At 46.0% G+C, this 20233-nt stretch carries 22 protein-coding genes and 1 riboswitch; of the genes, 4 read left to right on the forward strand and 18 right to left on the reverse strand.

Annotation, left to right across the window (positions count from 1 at the left end):
• Positions 1-2: 2 nt before the first annotated feature.
• On the reverse strand, positions 3-1493 hold the full coding sequence (locus MHH91_RS12095; protein WP_013352711.1) for a RecQ family ATP-dependent DNA helicase: 1491 nt from the start codon (positions 1491-1493) through the stop codon (positions 3-5).
• Positions 1486-2544: a helix-turn-helix domain-containing protein gene (locus tag MHH91_RS12100; RefSeq protein ID WP_013352712.1), complete on the reverse strand. Its 1059-nt coding sequence runs from the start codon at positions 2542-2544 to the stop codon at positions 1486-1488. Before MHH91_RS12100 ends, MHH91_RS12095 begins: the two co-directional genes overlap by 8 nt.
• 269 nt (positions 2545-2813) lie before the next feature.
• On the opposite strand from MHH91_RS12100, the gene MHH91_RS12105 reads away from it, so the two are divergent.
• Positions 2814-3062, forward strand: a complete 249-nt coding sequence (locus MHH91_RS12105; RefSeq protein WP_003153403.1) for a ferredoxin — start codon at positions 2814-2816, stop codon at positions 3060-3062.
• Positions 3063-3200: 138 nt separating this feature from the next.
• On the opposite strand, the gene MHH91_RS12110 is transcribed toward MHH91_RS12105, so the two are convergent.
• The gene (locus MHH91_RS12110; protein ID WP_013352713.1) at positions 3201-3773 is read right to left on the reverse strand and encodes an ECF transporter S component; all 573 of its coding nucleotides are present in this window, start codon (positions 3771-3773) and stop codon (positions 3201-3203) included.
• Positions 3774-3919: 146 nt separating this feature from the next.
• Positions 3920-4054: riboswitch (FMN riboswitch) on the reverse strand.
• A gap of 207 nt (positions 4055-4261) precedes the next feature.
• On the opposite strand from MHH91_RS12110, the gene serA reads away from it, so the two are divergent.
• Positions 4262-5839, forward strand: a complete 1578-nt coding sequence (gene serA / locus MHH91_RS12115) for a phosphoglycerate dehydrogenase (RefSeq protein ID WP_014470037.1) — start codon at positions 4262-4264, stop codon at positions 5837-5839.
• A gap of 44 nt (positions 5840-5883) precedes the next feature.
• On the opposite strand, the gene MHH91_RS12120 is transcribed toward serA, so the two are convergent.
• The 14 genes from MHH91_RS12120 to MHH91_RS12185 all read right to left on the reverse strand — a co-directional run bounded on the left by MHH91_RS12120 (position 5884) and on the right by MHH91_RS12185 (position 18844).
• Positions 5884-6945, reverse strand: coding sequence for a hypothetical protein (locus MHH91_RS12120; RefSeq protein ID WP_014470036.1), 1062 nt, complete (start codon positions 6943-6945; stop codon positions 5884-5886).
• A complete protein-coding gene (gene sigX / locus MHH91_RS12125) occupies positions 6920-7504 on the reverse strand; it encodes an RNA polymerase sigma factor SigX (protein WP_013352716.1) in 585 nt (194 codons plus the stop codon). Before sigX ends, MHH91_RS12120 begins: the two co-directional genes overlap by 26 nt.
• A 191-nt stretch (positions 7505-7695) precedes the next feature.
• The gene (locus MHH91_RS12130) at positions 7696-9477 is read right to left on the reverse strand and encodes an ATP-binding protein (protein ID WP_013352717.1); all 1782 of its coding nucleotides are present in this window, start codon (positions 9475-9477) and stop codon (positions 7696-7698) included.
• Positions 9474-10196, reverse strand: a complete 723-nt coding sequence (gene resD, locus MHH91_RS12135; protein WP_003153397.1) for a DNA-binding response regulator ResD — start codon at positions 10194-10196, stop codon at positions 9474-9476. The genes MHH91_RS12130 and resD overlap by 4 nt, the downstream gene beginning before the upstream one ends.
• 81 nt (positions 10197-10277) lie before the next feature.
• Complete coding sequence (gene ccsB / locus MHH91_RS12140) at positions 10278-11453, reverse strand: c-type cytochrome biogenesis protein CcsB (protein WP_013352718.1); 1176 nt, start codon at positions 11451-11453, stop codon at positions 10278-10280.
• Positions 11454-11471: 18 nt separating this feature from the next.
• Complete coding sequence (gene resB / locus MHH91_RS12145; RefSeq protein WP_013352719.1) at positions 11472-13100, reverse strand: cytochrome c biogenesis protein ResB; 1629 nt, start codon at positions 13098-13100, stop codon at positions 11472-11474.
• Positions 13097-13636 (reverse strand): thiol-disulfide oxidoreductase ResA, encoded by a 540-nt coding sequence (gene resA, locus MHH91_RS12150; RefSeq protein WP_013352720.1) that lies wholly within the window; start codon positions 13634-13636, stop codon positions 13097-13099. The genes resB and resA overlap by 4 nt, the downstream gene beginning before the upstream one ends.
• Positions 13637-13720: 84 nt before the next feature.
• Positions 13721-14455, reverse strand: a complete 735-nt coding sequence (rluB, locus tag MHH91_RS12155; protein ID WP_013352721.1) for a 23S rRNA pseudouridine(2605) synthase RluB — start codon at positions 14453-14455, stop codon at positions 13721-13723.
• 92 nt (positions 14456-14547) lie between these two features.
• A complete protein-coding gene (locus MHH91_RS12160) occupies positions 14548-15084 on the reverse strand; it encodes a spore maturation protein (RefSeq protein WP_013352722.1) in 537 nt (178 codons plus the stop codon).
• Positions 15085-15088: 4 nt separating this feature from the next.
• Positions 15089-15679 (reverse strand): nucleoside recognition domain-containing protein, encoded by a 591-nt coding sequence (locus MHH91_RS12165; protein ID WP_013352723.1) that lies wholly within the window; start codon positions 15677-15679, stop codon positions 15089-15091.
• The gene (locus tag MHH91_RS12170; RefSeq protein ID WP_013352724.1) at positions 15667-16818 is read right to left on the reverse strand and encodes a D-alanyl-D-alanine carboxypeptidase family protein; all 1152 of its coding nucleotides are present in this window, start codon (positions 16816-16818) and stop codon (positions 15667-15669) included. Before MHH91_RS12170 ends, MHH91_RS12165 begins: the two co-directional genes overlap by 13 nt.
• 111 nt (positions 16819-16929) lie before the next feature.
• Positions 16930-17415 carry a DUF3907 family protein gene (locus MHH91_RS12175; RefSeq protein WP_013352725.1) on the reverse strand — a complete coding sequence of 162 codons (486 nt, stop codon included), beginning with the start codon at positions 17413-17415 and terminating at the stop codon, positions 16930-16932.
• 90 nt (positions 17416-17505) lie between these two features.
• A complete protein-coding gene (gene scpB, locus MHH91_RS12180) occupies positions 17506-18099 on the reverse strand; it encodes an SMC-Scp complex subunit ScpB (RefSeq protein WP_013352726.1) in 594 nt (197 codons plus the stop codon).
• The gene (locus MHH91_RS12185; protein ID WP_013352727.1) at positions 18089-18844 is read right to left on the reverse strand and encodes a segregation/condensation protein A; all 756 of its coding nucleotides are present in this window, start codon (positions 18842-18844) and stop codon (positions 18089-18091) included. The genes scpB and MHH91_RS12185 overlap by 11 nt, the downstream gene beginning before the upstream one ends.
• Positions 18845-19051: 207 nt before the next feature.
• Between MHH91_RS12185 and MHH91_RS12190 the strand changes: the two genes are divergently transcribed.
• Together MHH91_RS12190 and MHH91_RS12195 are read left to right on the forward strand one after the other, a co-directional pair.
• Positions 19052-19141, forward strand: coding sequence for a YjcZ family sporulation protein (locus MHH91_RS12190; protein ID WP_076983148.1), 90 nt, complete (start codon positions 19052-19054; stop codon positions 19139-19141).
• A gap of 87 nt (positions 19142-19228) precedes the next feature.
• Positions 19229-19750, forward strand: coding sequence for a DUF309 domain-containing protein (locus MHH91_RS12195; RefSeq protein WP_013352728.1), 522 nt, complete (start codon positions 19229-19231; stop codon positions 19748-19750).
• 65 nt (positions 19751-19815) lie between these two features.
• Here MHH91_RS12195 and ribT read toward each other — a convergent pair whose 3' ends face one another.
• Positions 19816-20190: a GNAT family N-acetyltransferase RibT gene (gene ribT, locus MHH91_RS12200; protein ID WP_013352729.1), complete on the reverse strand. Its 375-nt coding sequence runs from the start codon at positions 20188-20190 to the stop codon at positions 19816-19818.
• Positions 20191-20233: the final 43 nt, after the last annotated feature.

The raw sequence follows: 20233 nt of genomic DNA on the forward strand, positions 1-20233 counted from the left end.
TTTCAGCTGAACTCACCCGCAGACTCTAAACCGAAAATCCGGTCTAATTCCAGCTTCCAATCTTCAAACCGCTCCATGTTTTTCCGTTCTCCTTTTTGCTCGTATGGGGTCAGATCCATTCCGCAGCTGCTGCAGCATTGCCCGGTTGGACCTTCAGGCTCATACGATTCATCAAAGTAAGCTAATAGCGCTTCTCTTATACATTCTTTCCGCTCCAATAACGCCGAAAAGCGGTTCATTTTATGCAGCTTCTTTTCCACGCGGCATGTCAGTTCTTCTTGCAGCTGCTCTTTATTGGTTTTTCCTTGCAGGTACAGGTGGATGGCCGTTCGCGCCTGTGTTTCCTGAACGCCCTTGCTTATCAGAACATCCCGAAGCTTTCGCTCATCGCTTGTACCGGCGTCCCGTATGACGGCCAGAATGCCTTCCAGGTCGTAATCGGACAAACTTTCTGTCTGAATAATCTGCTGCTGAAGCTCGGTATCGCCCGGCGCTCTCAGCAAAATACTGACACTTGGGCTGCCGTCGCGGCCCGCTCTTCCGATTTCCTGCATAAAGGCCTCGGCCGTTTGGGGAGGATAAAAATGAATAACAAAGCGGATATCAGACTTATCCACACCCATGCCGAACGCATTGGTGCAGCAAATGCAATCAAGCTGGTTATGGATAAATTGCTGCTGAATTAATATCCTGTCGCCTGTATCCATTCCCCCGTGATAATAATCCGTCCGCTTTCCCGTTTTTTCGTTCAGCTCGGCCGCAAGCTCTTCCGCCCATTTTCTGGTCGGACAATATACGATGCCCGGGCCCTCGAGCTTTTCGGCAAGCTCTGTGACCCTGCTGATTTTTTCGGCATTATCAGCCACATGTTCAATCGCCAAGAGAATATTCGGCCGGTTGACCGAATATAGATGGCGCACCGCATGCTCAAGTCCGAGCACATCCGTCACATCCCTGAGCGTTTCTTTCGTCGCTGTCGCGGTCAGCGCCAATACAGGCGGCTTGCCGAGTGCTTGCCTGAAAGGTCCGAGCTTTGAATAATCAGGCCTGAAATCATGTCCCCACTCTGATATGCAATGAGCCTCATCAATGACAAATAAACTGACCGGGACGTTTTTCAAACGATTCAGCACATAAGGTGACGAGAGGGCTTCAGGAGACATATAAAGAAATTTGTAACGGCTGATGTTGCTGAGGACAAAATGCCGCTCGTCAGAATTCAGCATGCTGTTTAATGCCGCAACCCGCTTTTCTCCTTTCGCTTTCAGCTGCTGCACCTGATCTTCCATTAATGAAAGAAGAGGTGAAATAATCAGTACCAGCCCGTCCATTATGTAACCCGGAAGCTGATAGCATAATGATTTCCCCCCGCCTGTCGGAAGCATGGCAATCGTATCCTTCTTTTGAAGCACGCTGGTGATGATTTCTTCCTGCCCTTTTTTAAACGAATGCAAACCAAAATTCCGGTATAAAGCTTTGTGCAGCTCAGTCATGCTGTTTCACCGTCTTTGCCAGCGCCAGCCTGATCTGAAAATAGCTGAAGCGCATCTGCATTCCTTCGCGAATCCGTTTAATTTTATTCGTTTGATGCTGTTTTGCAAATGCCGTTATCATACGCTGTTCCTCTTCAGAAATGTACTGTTCTATAAAAAATGCAGGCTGATGCAGCGATATTTCTACGATATGATCTTCGATTGTGGCAGTTTTTAAATTTCTGATTGCGGCGATCCGTTCAATCGGAAACCCTTTTTCCAAGAGCTCATAGGTTTTTCTGGCAGACTGCGTGAGCGCGCTTTCCGACTGCAGGTCGGACAACAGTTCGCGCAGAGCTGGATGTGCACATTGCGGAAGCGATTGAATAACATAATGTACCGCTCCCCAAAACTGAACGGACACATACCATTCATCTTCGTTCAGCTGAAGAGCGAGCTGCTTATTCGTGCTGCCGATTCTGTCGAATGAGGTTAGAGAATAGACGAAAATAAGCGCCTGCCGTTCACTTACGCCTTGCAGAAGCTGAAACAGCGTGTCATGCATTTGGACGGAGAGTTCTTTGACATCTCTGGTTTTCCGCATAAACCGTTTGACCCATCTCAGCGTCTGTACATCGTTTGTAACCGGGATATATTGACTGCATTGATGCTCTTTGTTTGACAGGACTTGAATGAGCAGGGACAGCCGCTTCCAGAGGATGACAGCCGGCGTTTGATAATTCGCGCCGTGGCAGTGCTTCGGCCAAGGCCGCTCTGCAAACGCCCGTTCAAGCGTTTGAACGCCGCGTGCAGTCACTTTCCACGTTCCCTCTTCTTTTCCGGCTGTAATGTATGAGTCTCCGGTGAGTTTATGCATCGAAGCAGCAATATCGCCGCGTTCGCACTGTGAAGCCATGCCGAAATATTTAGCGATCTGAAATAAGCCCGCATCCTGAATGGTTTGAGACGACTTTTTTCCTTTTAATAAATGAAACACGGCACTCGGAGTCCGTTCGCCGTCTATTTTGTCCAGACAGTCGAGAACCACGGTATCAAAGTAGTTTATCGCCAATCTCAACACACCTACATTTCTTCTCTCAACAAGTTTCGTTTTTTTGTTCTTTTTATTTTAACAGATTTTCATATAAATTTGACGTTTAAAGTCATCTTTTAGGGGGAACTGCTATAGAGAATCCCTTATGTGATAAGCATTCTCAATCATTTTTCTGTTGAAATTTGACACCAACATCATTACAATAAGTAAGAGGAATAGGTGTTATATTTAAAAATATATAAGGTAAACCATTTGTTCCAACACGAACAATCTGGGAGGTTTTTTTCATGGCAAAGTACACAATCGTAGATAAAGATACGTGTATTGCATGCGGCGCTTGCGGAGCTGCGGCACCAGACATTTATGATTATGATGATGAAGGCATTGCATTCGTTACGCTTGACGAAAATAAAGGTGTCGTCGAAGTTCCGGAAGTGCTGGAAGAAGATATGATTGACGCATTTGAAGGATGCCCTACTGATTCAATCAAAGTTGCGGATGAACCGTTTGAAGGCGACCCGCTGAAATACGAATAGAAAAGCCCTCCCCGTGAGAGGAGCTTTATACGTGAATAAGACTCCGGCTGTTATCGGCCGGAGTCTTATTTTTTTGCCGATCCAACAAACAAAAAAAAGCGCCCGGCCTGTGTTTTACGAGGCGGACGCTTTCAGTCATTATTGTGTTTGAACGCTGCGTTTTTGCTCAATCCAAGGTTTAAGCTTCGTAAAGATGAACGTAAATACGATGGTGATGATAATGCCTTTCACAATGTTAAACGGCAGAATTCCCGCAACAACCGCTGTTTTTAACTGGCTGTTTGACAGTGCCGGTGAATGCAAAAACCAAGTATACGCGGGCAGGATGAGAATATAGTTCAAAATACTCATCAGAACAGTCATCGCCGCGGTTCCGGCCAGCAGGCTCACCGCAAGCCCTTTTGCAGACTTGAGTTTTTTAAACATAAACGCCGTCGGCAGGATAAACAGCGTCCCCGCGATAAAATTGGCCGCCTGCCCGACAGGCACGCCGGCCATGCTTCCTTGAATGATATACTGCAGAATATTTTTAATCGCTTCAACCGCAATCCCCGCCGCAGGCCCGTAAACCAAAATGGCGATAATTGCAGGAACGTCACTGAAATCAATTTTCAAGTAATCCGGCAGACCCGGAAACGGGAAATTTAACAGCATAAGCACAAAGGCAATGCTGCTAAGCATACTGATAACAACTAATTTTTTTACTTTCACAATGCTCTCTCCTTTTCGATCAAATCTCTCGAAAAGAGGAAAGGTTCTTTACACCTCAATAAAAAAACCGCTTTTATAAAAAAGCGGGAGTTTACTAAGGCTTAGCAAAGAAACGTTTGATATGAGCATCAAAACGTCTGCTGAACCTCCATCTTCTCCCATCCAGACTATACTGTCGGCTCCGGAATCTCACCGGATCCTGCCGCCGAAGCAGCTCGCGGGCTTAGAGTATGATACTCATCACCGCCGGTAGGGAATTTCACCCTGCCCCGAAGATTGATCTTATGAATTTATTCACATTATATATGATCACATTGCAATTGTATAGCGAACTGCTCAATTTTATATAAAATATTGGCGAAACTCATTTTTTAACTGAATGAGCGGTTTCCTTTTCTCCTTTACTGCGTCAATACGCATTGACACTCTATTGAGAATATGATAAATTATCAGATATTTAGTCAGCTAAACTAGGAGGAAATCTAACAATGTTTCGAGTTTTGGTCTCAGATAAGATGAGCAATGACGGCTTAAAGCCGCTGATGGAATCAGACTTTATAGAAATTGTTCAAAAAAACGTCGCGGATGCAGAAGATGAATTACATACCTTTGATGCCCTGTTAGTCCGCAGTGCCACGAAAGTAACCGAAGAATTGTTTGAAAAAATGACCTCTTTAAAAATCGTCGGCAGAGCCGGTGTCGGGGTGGATAACATCGACATCGATGAGGCCACAAAACATGGAGTTATCGTGATAAATGCGCCAAACGGAAACACGATTTCAACGGCAGAGCATACATTCGCGATGATTTCTTCATTAATGAGACACATCCCGCAAGCCAATATCTCAGTAAAATCTAGAGAATGGAACCGGACGGCTTTTGTCGGGGCGGAACTCTACGGAAAGACTCTGGGAATTATCGGTCTCGGCCGGATCGGAAGCGAGATCGCCCAGCGCGCCAGAGCGTTCGGTATGACGGTTCATGTGTTCGATCCGTTCTTAACCGAAGAAAGAGCCGGCAAAATCGGGGTAAACAGCCGGACCTTCGAAGAAGTGCTTGAAAGTGCGGATATCATTACCGTTCACACGCCTTTAACAAAGGAAACAAAAGGACTGCTTAATAGAGAGACCATCGCCAAAACGAAAAAAGGCGTCCGCCTTATTAACTGCGCAAGAGGCGGAATCATTGATGAAGCGGCGCTTTTGGAAGCACTGGAAAGCGGGCATGTCGCAGGCGCTGCGCTTGACGTGTTTGAAGTGGAGCCGCCTGTTGAATCTAAACTTCCCGACCATCCGTTAGTGATTGCCACACCTCACTTAGGCGCTTCAACGAAAGAAGCACAGCTGAATGTTGCGGCGCAGGTTTCTGAAGAAGTGCTTCAATTTGCAAAAGGCCTGCCTGTCATGTCAGCGATCAACCTGCCAGCGATGACGAAGGATGAATTCAAAAAAATTCAGCCTTATCACCAAATTGCCGATAAAATCGGAAGTCTCGTGTCACAATGTATGAAGGAACCCGTCAAAGATGTTGCGATTCAATATGAAGGCACCATCGCCAAATTTGAAACATCGTTTATTACAAAAAGCCTGCTGTCCGGCTTCTTAAAACCGCGTGTAGACTCAACGGTCAATGAAGTGAATGCCGGCGGTGTCGCAAAAGAACGCGGAATCAGCTTCAGCGAAAAGATTTCCTCCAATGAATCAGGATATGATAACTGCATCAGCGTAAAAGTGACCGGAGACCGGAGCACCTTTACGTTAACGGCTACGTATATCCCTCACTTCGGTGAAAGAATCGTTGAACTGAACGGCTTTAATATTGACTTACATCCTGCCGGCCACCTCGTATATATCCAGCATCAGGATACGACTGGCGTAATCGGACGCGTCGGACGCATCCTCGGCGATAACGATATCAATATCGCCACCATGCAGGTAGGCCGTAAAGAAAAAGGCGGAGAAGCCATTATGATGCTTTCTTTTGATAAACACCTGGATGATAAAGTCGTCAATGAGCTGGCTTCAATTCAGGATATTGTCTCAGTTAAATTGATTGACCTTCCGTAACAGACAAAAACCCAAAACATATAAATGTTTTGGGTTTTTAACGTTTAATGGATGGGAAGCGGATTAGGCGCGGCAGGCACAGCGATTGGTTTTGTCACATCATAATTACCGACTTTCTTTGCACGCGCATGTGTGAACAGCACCTCAGAAAAACCGAATTCCTTCGCGGTTAACAAAAGTCCTTCGATCATTAAAATCCCTTCTAGCGAATCTTCCACCGTATGTTTTTCGGACAATTGGATTTGCAGCTGCCGGCCGTTTTTATTTTCGGATACTGATGCAATCGCATCTGCTTCAATGACGCCTGCGGTCTGTGAGTCTTTATCTGTTTTCATTCCGTCAATGGCTTGCTCTACTGAAGAATAGGTTTGTTCCGACGGAATGAGATACTCTTGTCCCAGATTGTCACGGTAAGAAAAATACGCCCGTTTTGCCTGCTTATGTACGGACATCTCAGCGGCAATACCGTATGCTTTATAAAGATCCTGTCCTGCTCCATTTTGAATCTTTGTCATTTTAATCCGCTCGTAAGGACTCCAGGTCAAAGTCTCTTTCAGCACCTTTTTCAATAAATCAGCTTCGGCCACTGATTCAATTGATAGCCGTCCGTTTACTTGTACAAGCAGATCCTTCTTATCCGCACTTACTTGAACACCGTCCAAAAGCCGGGGTACAGACAGGAAAGATTCGGGCACTTCCAGGTTTTCTGCCTCGGATAAAGCCTCTGAAACCGATTCGTCGGGCTTCCTTTTTTCAAAACTGATCGGAATAACGGCGGATGTTTCTGAATCGGCAAACGCCAACGTAATGTATTTGTTTTTGTTTTGGTTTGAGACGACAAACGTCTTCTGTTCCGGCTTGACTGAAGCTGACTGACTGGCTTTTTCAGCCTGACTGCTGTCAGCTGTAAGATCACCGGAAGATTCGTTTCTTGTCAGCAGGTGAGGAGATATAATCAGAGCGATGCACAATGCGCAGATGGCGGCTGTTGCGGGGCCGATCCTGCTTCGGGCCGGTTTTTTTCTATACTGTTTACCCGTTTCAATATTCCGGTAAATGGCCTCTGGTGAACGATGATCTCTAACCGCCGGAAGTTGTCTTAACAACTCCTCTACTCTTTCTTCGTTCCAATATGACTTCATCATCCATTAGCTCCTCCCTCAAAAGCTCCATCTGTTTCCGAAGTATTTTGAGCCCTCTGTGTTGGGTCGTTTTGACTTTGCTTTCCGAGAAGCCGAGAGCGGCAGCTGTTTCCTGAATGGAATATCCCTGAATAAATCTCAAGATAATAACAGCTCTTTGATCAATGGTGCAGTGATCAAGCGCGGTATAAATTTCCCGGACATTTTCATGCTGTACGGCGAGTTCGTCCGGAAGCAAATGCTGATCTCTGACATCTTGTGTATCCCAATCAAACGTACCCATAATACGCTGTCTGATCGTCTGCTGCTTGCGGAACCAGTCAATCGCCACATGGCGCGCGATGGACAACAGCCATGTTTTTTCACTGCTTCTACCTTCGAATGTATGATAGGAATTCAAGACGCGGATATACACTTCCTGCGCCAAATCCTCAGCCTGTGTTTTATCTTTTACCATATAAAATAAAAATTGGTATAAATCTTGATGATATGCATCATATAATATCTGAAAGGTTTCTTCCATGGGAAGCCCCTCCGTTCACTTTTTTGTCGTATAAATGCGTTGAAAAGTTACATTACAACTATATTACGAGAAACTGGAATTTGGAAGGGAATTTATATTAACATATTCTTAAATTTTTAAAGGGGAAATTAACAAAAAAACACCCGCATGTTCTGCGGGTGTTTCGTATGGAACAAGATTGTTCGTCAATTTCAGACGCCATCCTGCACTTTTGTCGGAATATAAAATGTAAACGCCGTCCCTTTGTCGATGCTGCTGTGCACCGCAATTGAGCCGCCGTGCGCTTCCACGATATTTTTTACGATAGCGAGCCCGAGTCCGGTTCCCGCCCTGCCCCTTGTTCTCGCCTTGTCCGCTTTATAAAAACGTTCAAAAATAAAAGGCAGGTCCTCTTCAGGTATTCCCGAGCCGGAATCTTTAATATCGATTTTCAGTCCGTCTTTTACGGTCTGAGCCGCGATATGAACGCTTCCGCCTGACTCTGTATGACGCAGCGCGTTGTCTATAAGATTGGTAAACACCTGTTCCATTTTGTCTTCGTCAAAGACACACTCCGGCTGAGACACCGCAATGTCTTCTGTGAGCGAAACCCCTTTTTCCTTCGCTACCCCGGAAAATTTGCGGGAAATCTTCTCCAGAAATTCATGCAGGTTCACCGTTTCATAGTGCAGACCCGTATGTCCGGATTCCATTCTGGCCAAGTCCAGCAAGTCATTGACAAGCCGGCCCATGCGAAGGGATTCATCATAAATGATCTGCGCGATTTCTTTTTTCTCCTCTTCGGTACTTGCAATGTCGTCCACTATTGCCTCACTGTATCCTTGCAGCATAGAAATCGGAGTTCTGAGTTCATGACTGACATTGGCAATGAAATCTTCACGCAATTTATCAAGCCTGCGCTCTTCGGTCATGTCACGGAGCACGGCCACGGCGCCGCGGACGTGTGATTCCGCATAAAGAGGCGACATCAATAAAACCCATGACCTTCCTTGAAGCGTCATTTCAATCATTTGCTCTTTTTCTGTGCTCACGGCATTTTGAAAAAGCTCTTTTGCTTCAGGAGGAAGGTTGTCTCCTTCTTTAATGTTCATATTCTGCTCGTAATACCAAGCCTGCAGAAAACGTTCGGCCGGCGGGTTCGTCACCAAAATGGTGCCGTCGATATTAATGGTGATGACCCCGTCTGCCATACTGCTTAAAATATTCGACAGCTGTTCTTTTTCCTGATTCAGCGCGTTGATATGGAAATTGAGCTGCCGGCCCATCTGATTAAAGGCAATGGCCAGTTCCCCGATTTCATCTTGAGTCAGAATCGGAATTTTTGTATCAAACTTCCCTTTCGCCAAGTCCTGGGCGCCTTCCCGCATTTTCCGAAGCGGGTACGTCACCCTGCTGGATAAAAAGAACGCGAAAAACGTTGTCAAAACGATGGCAATTCCCGCCGCAAGAAAGATATACCGTGTCGTATGTTTCGTCGTATCTTTGACGGCAAGCAGCGACTGAGATAAAAAGACCATGCCTTTTTTGCCGTCTTTTTCATACGGCACGCCGACGATCAGCCGTTCGTTATCGGAACCGGCATCATTGGGCGCCGCGCGTTTGCTTACTTTTTTGCGGTCTGTCAGCGCCTTGTGCAAATCCCGGTCGCGTTTGATCTGCTCCAATGTAATAGATGATAAATGATTATCGTCATTCGGCGAATACCAGACGTGCTGATCATCCTGAATGATCGCGATGCTCGTTAAGTTGTCCGCCAGCTCCCACGTGATGGATCTGGCAAGCGGCTGGTCTTCATGATTTTCTATAATGACCGCTATTTTATCGGCAAGCTGCGTTAAATCTTTTTCCGCTTCTTCTACGTGGTAATTCTCTATGAATTCGAGAAGCAGCACCGTTAAAATAAATAAAACAATTAATACGAGTGAAAGAATGGTAAACCAAAGCTTTCCTACTACGCTTTTCCAAAACTTCATTCAGCGCCTACCTCAAATTTGTAACCCACTCCCCAGACGGTGACGATTTTTTTCGCCGCTCCCGGAGATACTTTGTTTAATTTTTCACGGAGCCGTTTTACATGGGTATCCACCGTTCTAAGGTCTCCGAAAAATTCATACTGCCATACTTCTTTTAAAAGCTTTTCTCTGTCATACACTTTGTCCGGTGTTTTCGCCAGAAAATACAGCAGTTCGTATTCCTTCGGCGTCAGGCTCACTTCCGTGCCGTCCGCAGTCACTCTGTGAGCATCGTGATCGATGGAAAGATGTGAAAAAACGAGCACATTTTTTGTCGGCGTATTTGCTGTCAGATAGGATGTTTGAGAAGCTCTTCTTAAAAGCGCCTTTACCCGAAGCACCACTTCTCTCGGGCTGAAAGGCTTCACGATATAATCGTCCGTACCCGCTTCAAACCCCTGAACGCGGTTGGCTTCTTCCCCTTTTGCCGTCAGCATGATAATCGGCGTCGCTTTTTTTTCTCTGAGCTGCCGGCATACTTCTATTCCGTCTGTTCCCGGCATCATTAAATCCAAGAGCACCAGATCATAATCTGAGGCCAGCCCCATTTTAATGGCCTCATCGCCGTTTTCCGCTTCTTCAATCACATAGTTTTCCCGTTCAAGGTACATTCTTAAAAGGCGGCGAATTCTGGCTTCATCATCTACTACTAATATTTTAGTTTCATTTGTTTGATCCATCGTTTTCCCCCTGCTTTCCTTCTGTTACTTTCATTTTAACAAACTGTGCGGCGGCTTGAGAACTGTATCGGCTTTCGGCATCTATGCGTACGAATGAAGTCCGGCAAGCACGAGATTTACAAAAATTAAGTTAAACATAATAATGGCAAAGCCGATGACGGCGAGCCATGCCGATTTTTCGCCATGCCAGCCTCTTGACAGCCGCAAGTGCAAGTATGCTGCGTAAAATAAAAAGGTGATCAGCGCCCATACTTCCTTAGGGTCCCAGCCCCAAAAACGCGTCCATGCAAGCTGCGCCCAAATCATCGCAAACACAAGCGCGCCGAGTGTAAATACCGGAAATCCGATGGAAACGGCGCGGTAGCCGACTTCATCTACCAAGTCGAGATTCACATTTTTGACGAGCGGGCTTAAAAGAGCGCTGATTCTCTTTCTGAATATCAGCCTGAGCGCGCCGTATAAGACGAGACCTGCGCCAAACGACCAGATCACCGTATTAACCTTTCTGCCTGAAAAAATGGCCGGGAGCTCAACAAACGGCTTCATTGCGCCTTCTGTAAGCAGTTCTCCTTCATGCGGACCGACAAGCGCAGGCATATCATATACCATGACGCTTTTGGCATCTTTTTTATCCACCCAATTAAATTCGGCTTTGTAGTCCGCCAGCCGGAATGCCGACGTGACGGCGATAAATGCCACGGTCGTCACGAGGATAAACATGATGACTTCGAGCCAGAACGTTTTTTTGCCCGGTCTGGACTGATCGACATGCTTTAACAGGAAAATGACTCCGGCTACAAAGCTGATCGCAAGAATCGCCTGCCCGAGCGCCGCCGTCGTGACGTGAATGTACAGCCAATTGCTTTGCAGTGACGGAATAAGCGGCGTAATGTCGGTCGGAAACATGCTTGCGTATGCAATAAGCAACAGCGCGATAGACAATGTGAACATGCCTAAAGACGGCAGTCTGTAAATAAAGTAAATAATAATAAAAGCGAGAACAAGCATCATGCCGAATGACGTGGTAAATTCAAACATATTGCTGACAGGCGCGTGTCCGCTTGCCGACCACCTCGCAATGAAGTAGCCGAGATGGCAAATAAATCCGAGAATGGTTAACGTGATTCCGATTGCCGACCAGCGGCCCTTACCGTCCTTTGCACCTTTTGTTCCCCGGATGGCGCCGCCGAAAACCGGGACGGCAATTAAATAAATCAAAAAGGCAGCATAAAGAAAATTTGCGCTCAGCTCCGCCATGACACCACTCCTTTTTCATTAGGCCTGATTTTTGACCAGTTCTTTTTGATCGGCCGGCTCTTTAATCCCGGTCCCGTTAAGAACATATTCAATATCCTTTTTCAAACCGAACCAGTTTTTGTTCGTATGACCCGCCACAAGCACTTCATTTTCACCGGTTTTGATCCAGATTCTTCTGTGCTGCCAGTACATTCCTTGAATGACGCCGATCATAAAAATCGCGCCGCCGACGGCAAGCACCCATAAGGTTAAATCTTTTCTGACGGTGAGTCCTGTAATGTTTTTCGTTTCCACGTGGTCGAATTTTAATTTGTACTTGTTATTCGCGGAACCTTCAACAGTCTGCTGAATCGCAACAAAGCTTTTCTCCCCTTTCGGCTTGTCAGGAGCCGTAACTTTAAAGACAAAAGCCGGATTGTTCGGAACCTTCGTTTTCGTGCTCGGTTCTCCGTCCTTGTTAAAATAAAAATCAGGAAGATAACTGGCGATCTGCACTTTGTAACCGTTACCAAGATCATAGTCCGTGTCTGGATCAAGAAGATTGATCTTCAGTCTGCCGAATGACTGTTTTGTTTTTTGGTCGATCAGCTGAAACACCATCTGATCGAGCTGGTTTTCTTTATAGTCCACCTGATACACGGAATAGGAGTCGAACCGCAGCGGTTCATTGACGCGGATATTGTTTTCTTTGACTCTTTTAAGCTTCGGCTTTTCACCGAATACAATGTCGCCTTCCCTCTTGTACAAAATTGCATCCGTATTGAAGGATTTGGCGACTTTGCCGTTTCCGGCTCTGTCAATGGCGTCGGCGAATACTTTTTTCTCAGTGTTTTTGTTATATGTCTGCATGGTGAACCGATTGTTTTTCAAGTAATATTTGCCGTCAGTGCCGGGAATCTGGGCGGTTTCGCCTTCACGGACCCAGAGGGTTTCATCGACATACATCCCCGGGACAAACCTCAGCATGGCTCCGATCAGAAAAATGATCAGGCCGATATGATTGACGTAGGGCCCCCACCTTGAAAAGCGCCCTTTTTCCGCCAGAATGCTTCCCTCTTGTTCTCGCACTCTATAATGCTTTTTTTTCAAACGTGTTCTGATGCCATCAGCCGCCTCCGCGCTCAGACCGGTTTCCGTCCGGCTGTATAGACGCTGCCTCTTCAAAAAGACCGGATTCCGCTGAACTCCTTGATTTTTCAGCGCTCTGTACAGAGGAATCACCCGATCCAGGCTGCAGATGACAAGTGATATGCCGATGGATGCGATCAGGAGCATATACCACCATGAACCGTACAGGTGATGAAATCCCAGCAGATAATAGATTTTGCCGATTATACCGTACTGCTGTTCATAATATGTATCCGGCTGGGCGCCCGGCGGCAGATAAGCTTCCTGCGGAAAAACCGTGCCGAATGCTGAAGCCGCCAGAGTAATGACGATCAGCCATATTCCGACTTTAACGGAAGAAAAGAAATTCCATACTTTATCTACGATTGTTTTGTTATATGTTTGCGAACGTCTTGCGCTGCCGTCGTACCGCATATCGGCAAGCGGCGACTTTTGATCATCAAGAGGCTTCCCGCACGACTCGCACAAAACTGTTCCGGCTGGATTCACGTGCCCGCATTCACATTTGACCTTTTTCATGAAGACGCCTCCAGCTTAATTAAATTCATATAGTCATGAACCATGCGTTCTGTCATCGTGCCGGTCACCACTTTCACGACTTTTCCGTCGGGATTGATCAAAAAAGTCGTCGGTATAGGCGATACGCCGTACGCGTCCAGCACTTGCCGGTCAGTATCAAGCGCAACCGGGAAATTGACGCCGTATGTTTTCATAAAATTATGTACTGCAATTTTTGATTCGCCGACATTTACCGCAACCACCTCTACACCGAGGTCTTTAAAATACTTATATTGGTTTTCCATATAGGGGAATTCCTGCTTGCAAGGCTCGCACCACGTTCCCCAGAAATTCAGAAAAACACCTTTTCCTTTTAACTGACTCAGTTCTATGTTTCTGCCCTCTGTATCTTTCAGCGCGAAATTCGGGGCTTTGGACCCCTCAGATATACGCTCGCCGTTTGTGTAAACAGCGTTATAGATGGTATATCCGAGCGCGCAGAGTAAGATGAGAAGGATGCCGGTCCGAATGAATAAACGCCGCCGTTTTTTGTTCATTGTACACTGCTCCCCTCCCCTGCCTGCAAATCCATTCAATTATATCATCTTCACGTTTTGTAATTTTTGAAGGTTATGTGAAAATTAGAAAGCGTTTTTACCGTGGTCGGCTAAAGCCCGCAGCCTTTTCACCTCATGCGGCGTCAATTCTCTTGCGTCTCCTGTGTGAAGGCCTCTTAAATCTAAAAATGCGTATTCTTCACGTTTGAGTTTCAGCACGTCATGACCGATCGCCTCGAACATGCGGCGGACCTGTCTGTTTCGGCCTTCATGAATCGTCAGCTGAATGATGCTCGTCTGCTTTCTTTTGTCCAGGGAAAGCATTTTCGCTCTGGCCGGAGCCGTCTTGCCTTCTTCAAGCTGAATGCCGCGCTCAAGCTTTCTCAGAAGTTCCTTGGAAGGAATCCCTTTCACTTTGGCGACGTATGTCTTATCAATTTCGTATTTCGGATGCATAAGTTTGTTGGCAAACTCGCCGTCATTTGTCAGCAATAAAAGACCGCTCGTATCATAATCAAGCCTGCCGATCGGATAAATGCGCTGCGGCACTTCTTTAAAGAAGTCGGTCACCACTTTCCGCCCTTTGTCGTCGTCAGCTGCTGAGATCACTCCTCTCGGTTTATAAAGCAGAAAGTACACGGGTTCTTCCCGTTCCACCTTTAATCCGTTTACTTCAATCTGATCAGAACCGGTCACTTTTACGCCGAGCTCTGTTATTACTTTTCCATTCACCTTTACTTTTCCTTCTTTTATCAGCTCTTCTGCCTTTCTGCGTGATGCCACGCCGGCATGAGCAATAACTTTTTGCAGTCTTTCCATGTCGTTCACCTCAAGTATAATCTTACTTTTTTCCACTTGAACAAACAAGCTTTTTCAAGGAGAGTTATTCTGATATATAAAAAGCGCCTGATTCAGGCGCTTCCAAATAATAACGTAACTATGATGATTGATGCAACCACTCCGATCAAATCAGCAAGAAGACCGACCTTTAGAGCATCCCCCATTTTTTTAATGCCGACCGCCCCGAAGTATACCGTCAGGACGTACAGCGTCGTATCAGTCGATCCCTGCATGACAGAAGCCAGTCTGCCGATAAATGAATCAGGCCCGTACACGGCGATCAAATCTGTCGTCATCCCGAGCGCCGCCGTACCTGAAATCGGACGGATCAGAGCAAGCGGCACGACCTCTGCCGGAATGCCGAGCGCCGTAAAGAAAGGCTTGCAAAGTCCCATGACAAAATCCAGCGCGCCTGAAGCCCGGAATACGGTGATCGCCACAAGCATCCCGACCAAAAACGGAATGATGGAAAACGCAATCTCAATTCCTTCTTTTCCGCCTTCAACGAATGATTCATACGTCGGCACTTTTTTGATCGTGCCGTATATCAATATACCGGCGATAATAATCGGGATCATGGCTAAAGACAGCCAATTCACCATTTCCATTCGCTTACCTCCCTTTTCTTTTGCGGCGGTACCAGAAGTAGCGGTCAATGAAAATTGCGCCGATTCCCGAAATTAAAGTCGCTAAGATGGTCGGTCCGACGATATCGGTCGGTGATTTCGCCGAATAAGCCATGCGGACGGCAATGACGGTTGTCGGTATCAATGTAATGCTCGAAGTATTTACCGCCAAAAAGGTAATCATGGAACGGCTGGCCTCAGACTTGTTGCCGTTCAGCTTTTTCATCTGCTCCATAGCTTTAATGCCGAGGGGTGTCGCAGCATTTCCCAACCCGAAAAAATTCGCCATGAGATTTGATAAGATGTATCCCATAGCCGGATGATCAGGGGGAATATCGGGAAACAGCTTAGAAATAAACGGGCGGCACATTCTGCTGAATATATCCAAAAGGCCGGACTGCTCGGCTATTTTCATCAGGCCGAGCCAGAACACGAGGACGCTCATTAATCCGAACGAGATCGTAACAGCTTCTTTCGCTCCTTTAAAAACAGCTTCATTCACATCCTGCAAGGTACCGTTAAACATCGCAAAAACAAGTCCGATTACAGTCAGACAGACCCAGATTAAATTGACCATACTGAACCGCCCGCCGTGCTCATAAAAAGGCTCGTAAATGTTTCAATGAAATGCTTTTTCGGCTTTTTATGGCGCTCATTTTCATAATAGACGGGGATCTTGGCGATCACTTTCCCGTCATGCATAACGGTCATCCGGCCGACAACATCAGGAATGAGAGAGGCATCCTTTTTCCAGGCTTTTTTCGGTTTTATTAAGGTTGTGCTGATTTTCACATCATCGATTTCATCCTCTTTTAACAAATATTTAACATCACGGGTAATAAAAGCGTGTTTTCCGTAAAACGTCTTTTTCAGCTTCGGGATGCCGCCTTTTTTGGCGACGACATAGGTTTTATAGTTCTCAAAGACATAATTAAACATATTCATATGGTCATCCCAGTCATCCGGATCATTAATAGTGACTGCGATGAGATCCGTTCCGTCTTTTGAAGCCGTCGAAACGAGGGTCCGTTTCGCGATTTTTGTGTAACCCGTTTTTCCGCCAGTGCTGTAAGGATAGAGCCCTGTCAAAAGCTTGTTTTTATTTTTCCACACCCGGTCCATCGTTTCCGCTTTATACACTTTTGTGCCTGAAACGGTCCGGTATTCCTTGATCTTCATCGCGTATTTGGTCAAAAGCGCCATGTCATACGCCGTTGAATATAAATTTTCGTGGTCATCCAGTCCGTGCGGGTTTTGAAATTTTGTATTTTCCATCCCGATTTGCTCGGCTTTTTGGTTCATCATAAATACAAAACCGTCAAGGCTTCCGCCGACATATTCGGCTATTGCCGCAGCGGCATCATTTCCTGATCTCAGCATAAGCCCGTATACGAGATCTTTCAGCTTAACTTTCTGTCCCGGCTGAAGATAAATTGCTGAACCTTCCGTTTTTACGGCATTCGGGGAAACAGTCACGGTCTTTTCCATCTTCCCTGATTCAATTGCCAGCACCGCCGTCATGATTTTAGTAATGCTTGCGATCCGCCGCTTATGATGTTCGTCCTTAGCGAATAATACCCTGCCTGATGTTCCGTCAATTAAAATCGCGCTTTTTGCGCTGACATGTATTTGGGCATGTGCCGTATTTCCGTCTGTAATGGAAAAAAGGATAACAAAAGTCAAAAGAAATACGGCAGCTTTTTTGAGAAAGCGCATGAATGCTCACGTCCTTGTTGTGGGTTTGTACAAGTTTATGCGCATGTCCATGACTTATGAATACCAATTACATCACTTTACATAAAAAAACTCTCCCAAAAGGGAGAGTTTTTATCTGGCTGATACCATATTTGAGCCTGATGCTTCATATTGCGCCAATTCTTCCCGCATGCGCAGAAACTCACTGCTGAGCGAAAGCAGAAGGCTCCGCAGCGAGTCCGGCACTCGCTGGTAAAATTCAATCGCGCTTTGGCCTGTATATGCGGCGCGGCTGTTTTCATACCATGTATCCTTTTTCGGCATGAAAAACTCTTCCACGCACTGATGATACACTTTATACAGGGTTTTCTCCGCTCTCGACTCATGAAACGGCTCCTGCATTAAGAGCCGGCGGCAGGCTTCCTGGGCGCCTTCGCAAAAGACGGTCATCCGTCTCAGCACACTGAGCACATCGCGGCAGTATGCCTCATCCGCCTTTCCCGAAGCCTGCATCTCCGGTAATGTTGTATGATTTAAATAGCTGCTGACCATCGTGACAACCTCGGCTAAAAATTTACCAGTTTCTTCAGTATGGGCCCTCACAATCGAATTTCCCATTTTCGTCCGTTTCCTTCCTCTCTTGTACTTCGTCAATGTGCGTCATTCATCAATGGCCTTTCCCTACTATCGTATGATGAAAAACCGTTATTATTTAATATCCTCAAAAGTTTGGTTGAAGTTTTCAAAGAACAAGTCGGCTTCCTCCTGGAGAACGTCTTCTTCCGCATTTTCAGGAAGCGGCGGGAGCTCGTCCAGTGTTTTTAAGCCGAATTGTTCAAGAAATACAGGTGTCGTGCCGTATAAAATCGCACGGCCGGGACCGTCGGCGCGGCCAACCTCACACAGCAGCGCTTTTGACACGAGGCTGTGCAGAATCCGTTCAGACTTCACGCCCCGGATATCTTCAATTTCTGCCCGTGTGATCGGCTGCTTGTACGAAACAATCGCCAGCACTTCTAAAGAAGCCTGTGACAGCCCCTTTGACGGCACTTCGATTAATTTTTTTAAATAAGGCACGAATTCTTTTTTCGTTCCAAGCATATACGTATCCGCATATTCGGTCAGCTCGATACCCCTGCCGTCTTCCTTGTACTGTGCGGCCACTTCTTCCATAATTCCGGCCAGCTCCGCTTCTTCTATTTCAAGCACCGTCACCAATTGCTTTTTGGTAAGCCCCTCATCACCCGCCGCATACAGCAGGGCTTCCACAATCGCTTTCCAATTCACGATATCAAGCGCCATGAATGGATTCACTCCCCGTAATGTATATATCTGAAAAGTTTTCTTCCTGTTCAAGGATAATCTGCTGATTTTTCATCAGCTCCAGAACTGCTAAAAACGTCACGACGAGATGGTCTTTTTGCCGAGAAGGAAAAAGCTCCGTGAAGTTTATTCTTCTTCCCGCCGTTTTTAAACTTTTTACGATTTCGTTCATTCTGTCTTCAATCGGTATTTCCTGTCTTGTAATGGTCGTTTCTTTCGGCCGCGTGATTTTTTTACGCTGAAGCACTTTTTGAAACGCGCCGATCATGTCATAAACGGTCACCGAAAGCTTCTGCTCCGTCTGTTTGATTTCTTTTGCATATTCACTTAAATCACTCGGCGGCTTCGTAAATGACTTTTGTCTTTCTTCTTCCCGCTCTTTTAAATCTTTCGCAGCGGTTTTATATTTTCTATACTCAATCAGCTTTTCAATCAGCTCGTCCCGAGGGTCTTCTTCTTCAAGCATTTCGTCTTCAAACAGCTCTTCCTCTTGTTTCGGAAGCAGCATTCGGCTTTTAATGCTGAGAAGAGTCGCCGCCATGACCAGATATTCACTGGCGACATCAAGTTCAAGCACTTGCATTGTATGTACATATAATAAATATTGTTCAGTAATGGTTGCCACGGGTATGTCGTATATGTCGATTTCAAGACGGTTAATCAGATGAAGCAGCAGGTCCAATGGGCCTTCAAACGTATCAATTTTCACTTGATATTCTACCATTATCTCACCATTTTCAATATCACTCTCATTGCCGGAAAAACTGGCTACCCATTAGTATAATCCACCGAAATGCTCGCGTCCAATACTTTTCTAATCGTGCTCCGTTATTTAGAAAATACTGAAAAAGAAGATATACGCCTATACCTTTAAAGGCGGATGCACATATGATAGCCGTGTAAACATGAAACAAAGGGAGGCTGATTTCACATGGGCGGAGCTTGTTTCGGCGGAGGATTTGCATTAATTGTCGTTCTGTTTATATTGCTCGTTGTCGTAGGGGCATCTTACATCTGCTAGTTCATCAGGCTTCAGACACCAAGCCGCTCTTTTTTCCTTTTCATAGCGCTGTGGTACACTGGGTTTAGCATAAAAGGAGGAAGCGGCTTGTATCCAAAAGCTTATATCGGCTTTTTGGCCGAATTTCACGCATCAAGAGATTATTTTGAGTGTCATGAACTGTTAGAGGAATATTGGAAAGAAAGCCCGCCTGGGGAGCGGAGCATTCATTGGGTCGGCCTGATTCAGCTTGCCGTCGCTCTGTATCACCAGCGAAGGGGGAATGAAGCCGGGGCTAAACGGCTGATTGCCAACAGCTTACGTATTCTGCGGTCTGAAAAACAGGCTGTCAGCTCTCTCGGTCTCAGTCATCCGAAGCTGATTGAGCTGATAGAATCGCTGTCAGACAACATAGAAGCGGGCCTGCCGTACAAAAGTGTTATGCTGCCGATTACAGATGAAACTTTGAAAGAAGCATGTCTTGCCGAATGCCGCCGCAAGGGCTATATATGGGGGCAAGACGGTGTATCCGATACCTTTCTTATTCATAAACACCGCCTGCGGGACAGGACGGATGTCATCATGGAACGCGAACGGGAAATTGAGAAAAGAAAAAAAAGCAGAGGCTGACGGTCAGCCCTGCTTTTTCTATATAAAAACAGCTCCCGAAACCGTGATGATTCCGGGAGCATTTGTCAGTTATTATATGAAATATCCTGATCTTTTTGATGTTGACAGCGTTCAAAAAAGCTTTGCGTTAATTCATTCGGAACGAGTGCCTCCGTTTTGAACAGACGTTTTAAGGCGTCCATCATTTGCTTTCCGATTCCTTGATGGCGGTGAGAAGGATTCACGCTGATATGACGGATTTCAACCTCCGAGTCTTTTTTTTCGACTCCGATCGCTCCGACGATATCTTCATCCTCTTTCCAAAGAAAGAGCTGGCGGCCAGTATCCGTTTCATAGTCCTTCATTGTCTGCTGAAGCTGCTTAAGATCTTTTTCATTCGGCATAAATGACAGAAGACCCATCGCAATCTTTTCAAACGATTTTTTATAACGAATTAACATAAAAACCCCTCTATATCCAAAATGTCCATTCATGTCCTATCAA

Source organism: Bacillus sp. FSL K6-2819, from assembly GCF_038008305.1.
Taxonomy (GTDB): Bacteria; Bacillota; Bacilli; order Bacillales; family Bacillaceae; genus Bacillus; species Bacillus amyloliquefaciens.

What these genes read in the sequence shown, in the direction of transcription:
- MHH91_RS12095 (WP_013352711.1), bottom strand. Translation starts at nt 1,493, where the DNA reads ATGACTGAGCTGCACAAAGCTTTATACCGGAATTTTGGTTTGCATTCG.
- MHH91_RS12105 (WP_003153403.1), top strand. Translation starts at nt 2,814, where the DNA reads ATGGCAAAGTACACAATCGTAGATAAAGATACGTGTATTGCATGCGGC.
- serA (WP_014470037.1), top strand. Translation starts at nt 4,262, where the DNA reads ATGTTTCGAGTTTTGGTCTCAGATAAGATGAGCAATGACGGCTTAAAG.
- sigX (WP_013352716.1), bottom strand. Translation starts at nt 7,504, where the DNA reads ATGGAAGAAACCTTTCAGATATTATATGATGCATATCATCAAGATTTA.
- MHH91_RS12130 (WP_013352717.1), bottom strand. Translation starts at nt 9,477, where the DNA reads ATGAAGTTTTGGAAAAGCGTAGTAGGAAAGCTTTGGTTTACCATTCTT.
- resD (WP_003153397.1), bottom strand. Translation starts at nt 10,196, where the DNA reads ATGGATCAAACAAATGAAACTAAAATATTAGTAGTAGATGATGAAGCC.
- ccsB (WP_013352718.1), bottom strand. Translation starts at nt 11,453, where the DNA reads ATGGCGGAGCTGAGCGCAAATTTTCTTTATGCTGCCTTTTTGATTTAT.
- resB (WP_013352719.1), bottom strand. Translation starts at nt 13,100, where the DNA reads ATGAAAAAGGTCAAATGTGAATGCGGGCACGTGAATCCAGCCGGAACA.
- resA (WP_013352720.1), bottom strand. Translation starts at nt 13,636, where the DNA reads ATGAACAAAAAACGGCGGCGTTTATTCATTCGGACCGGCATCCTTCTC.
- rluB (WP_013352721.1), bottom strand. Translation starts at nt 14,455, where the DNA reads ATGGAAAGACTGCAAAAAGTTATTGCTCATGCCGGCGTGGCATCACGC.
- MHH91_RS12160 (WP_013352722.1), bottom strand. Translation starts at nt 15,084, where the DNA reads ATGGAAATGGTGAATTGGCTGTCTTTAGCCATGATCCCGATTATTATC.
- MHH91_RS12165 (WP_013352723.1), bottom strand. Translation starts at nt 15,679, where the DNA reads ATGGTCAATTTAATCTGGGTCTGTCTGACTGTAATCGGACTTGTTTTT.
- MHH91_RS12170 (WP_013352724.1), bottom strand. Translation starts at nt 16,818, where the DNA reads ATGCGCTTTCTCAAAAAAGCTGCCGTATTTCTTTTGACTTTTGTTATC.
- MHH91_RS12175 (WP_013352725.1), bottom strand. Translation starts at nt 17,415, where the DNA reads ATGGGAAATTCGATTGTGAGGGCCCATACTGAAGAAACTGGTAAATTT.
- scpB (WP_013352726.1), bottom strand. Translation starts at nt 18,099, where the DNA reads ATGGCGCTTGATATCGTGAATTGGAAAGCGATTGTGGAAGCCCTGCTG.
- MHH91_RS12185 (WP_013352727.1), bottom strand. Translation starts at nt 18,844, where the DNA reads ATGGTAGAATATCAAGTGAAAATTGATACGTTTGAAGGCCCATTGGAC.
- MHH91_RS12190 (WP_076983148.1), top strand. Translation starts at nt 19,052, where the DNA reads ATGGGCGGAGCTTGTTTCGGCGGAGGATTTGCATTAATTGTCGTTCTG.
- ribT (WP_013352729.1), bottom strand. Translation starts at nt 20,190, where the DNA reads ATGTTAATTCGTTATAAAAAATCGTTTGAAAAGATTGCGATGGGTCTT.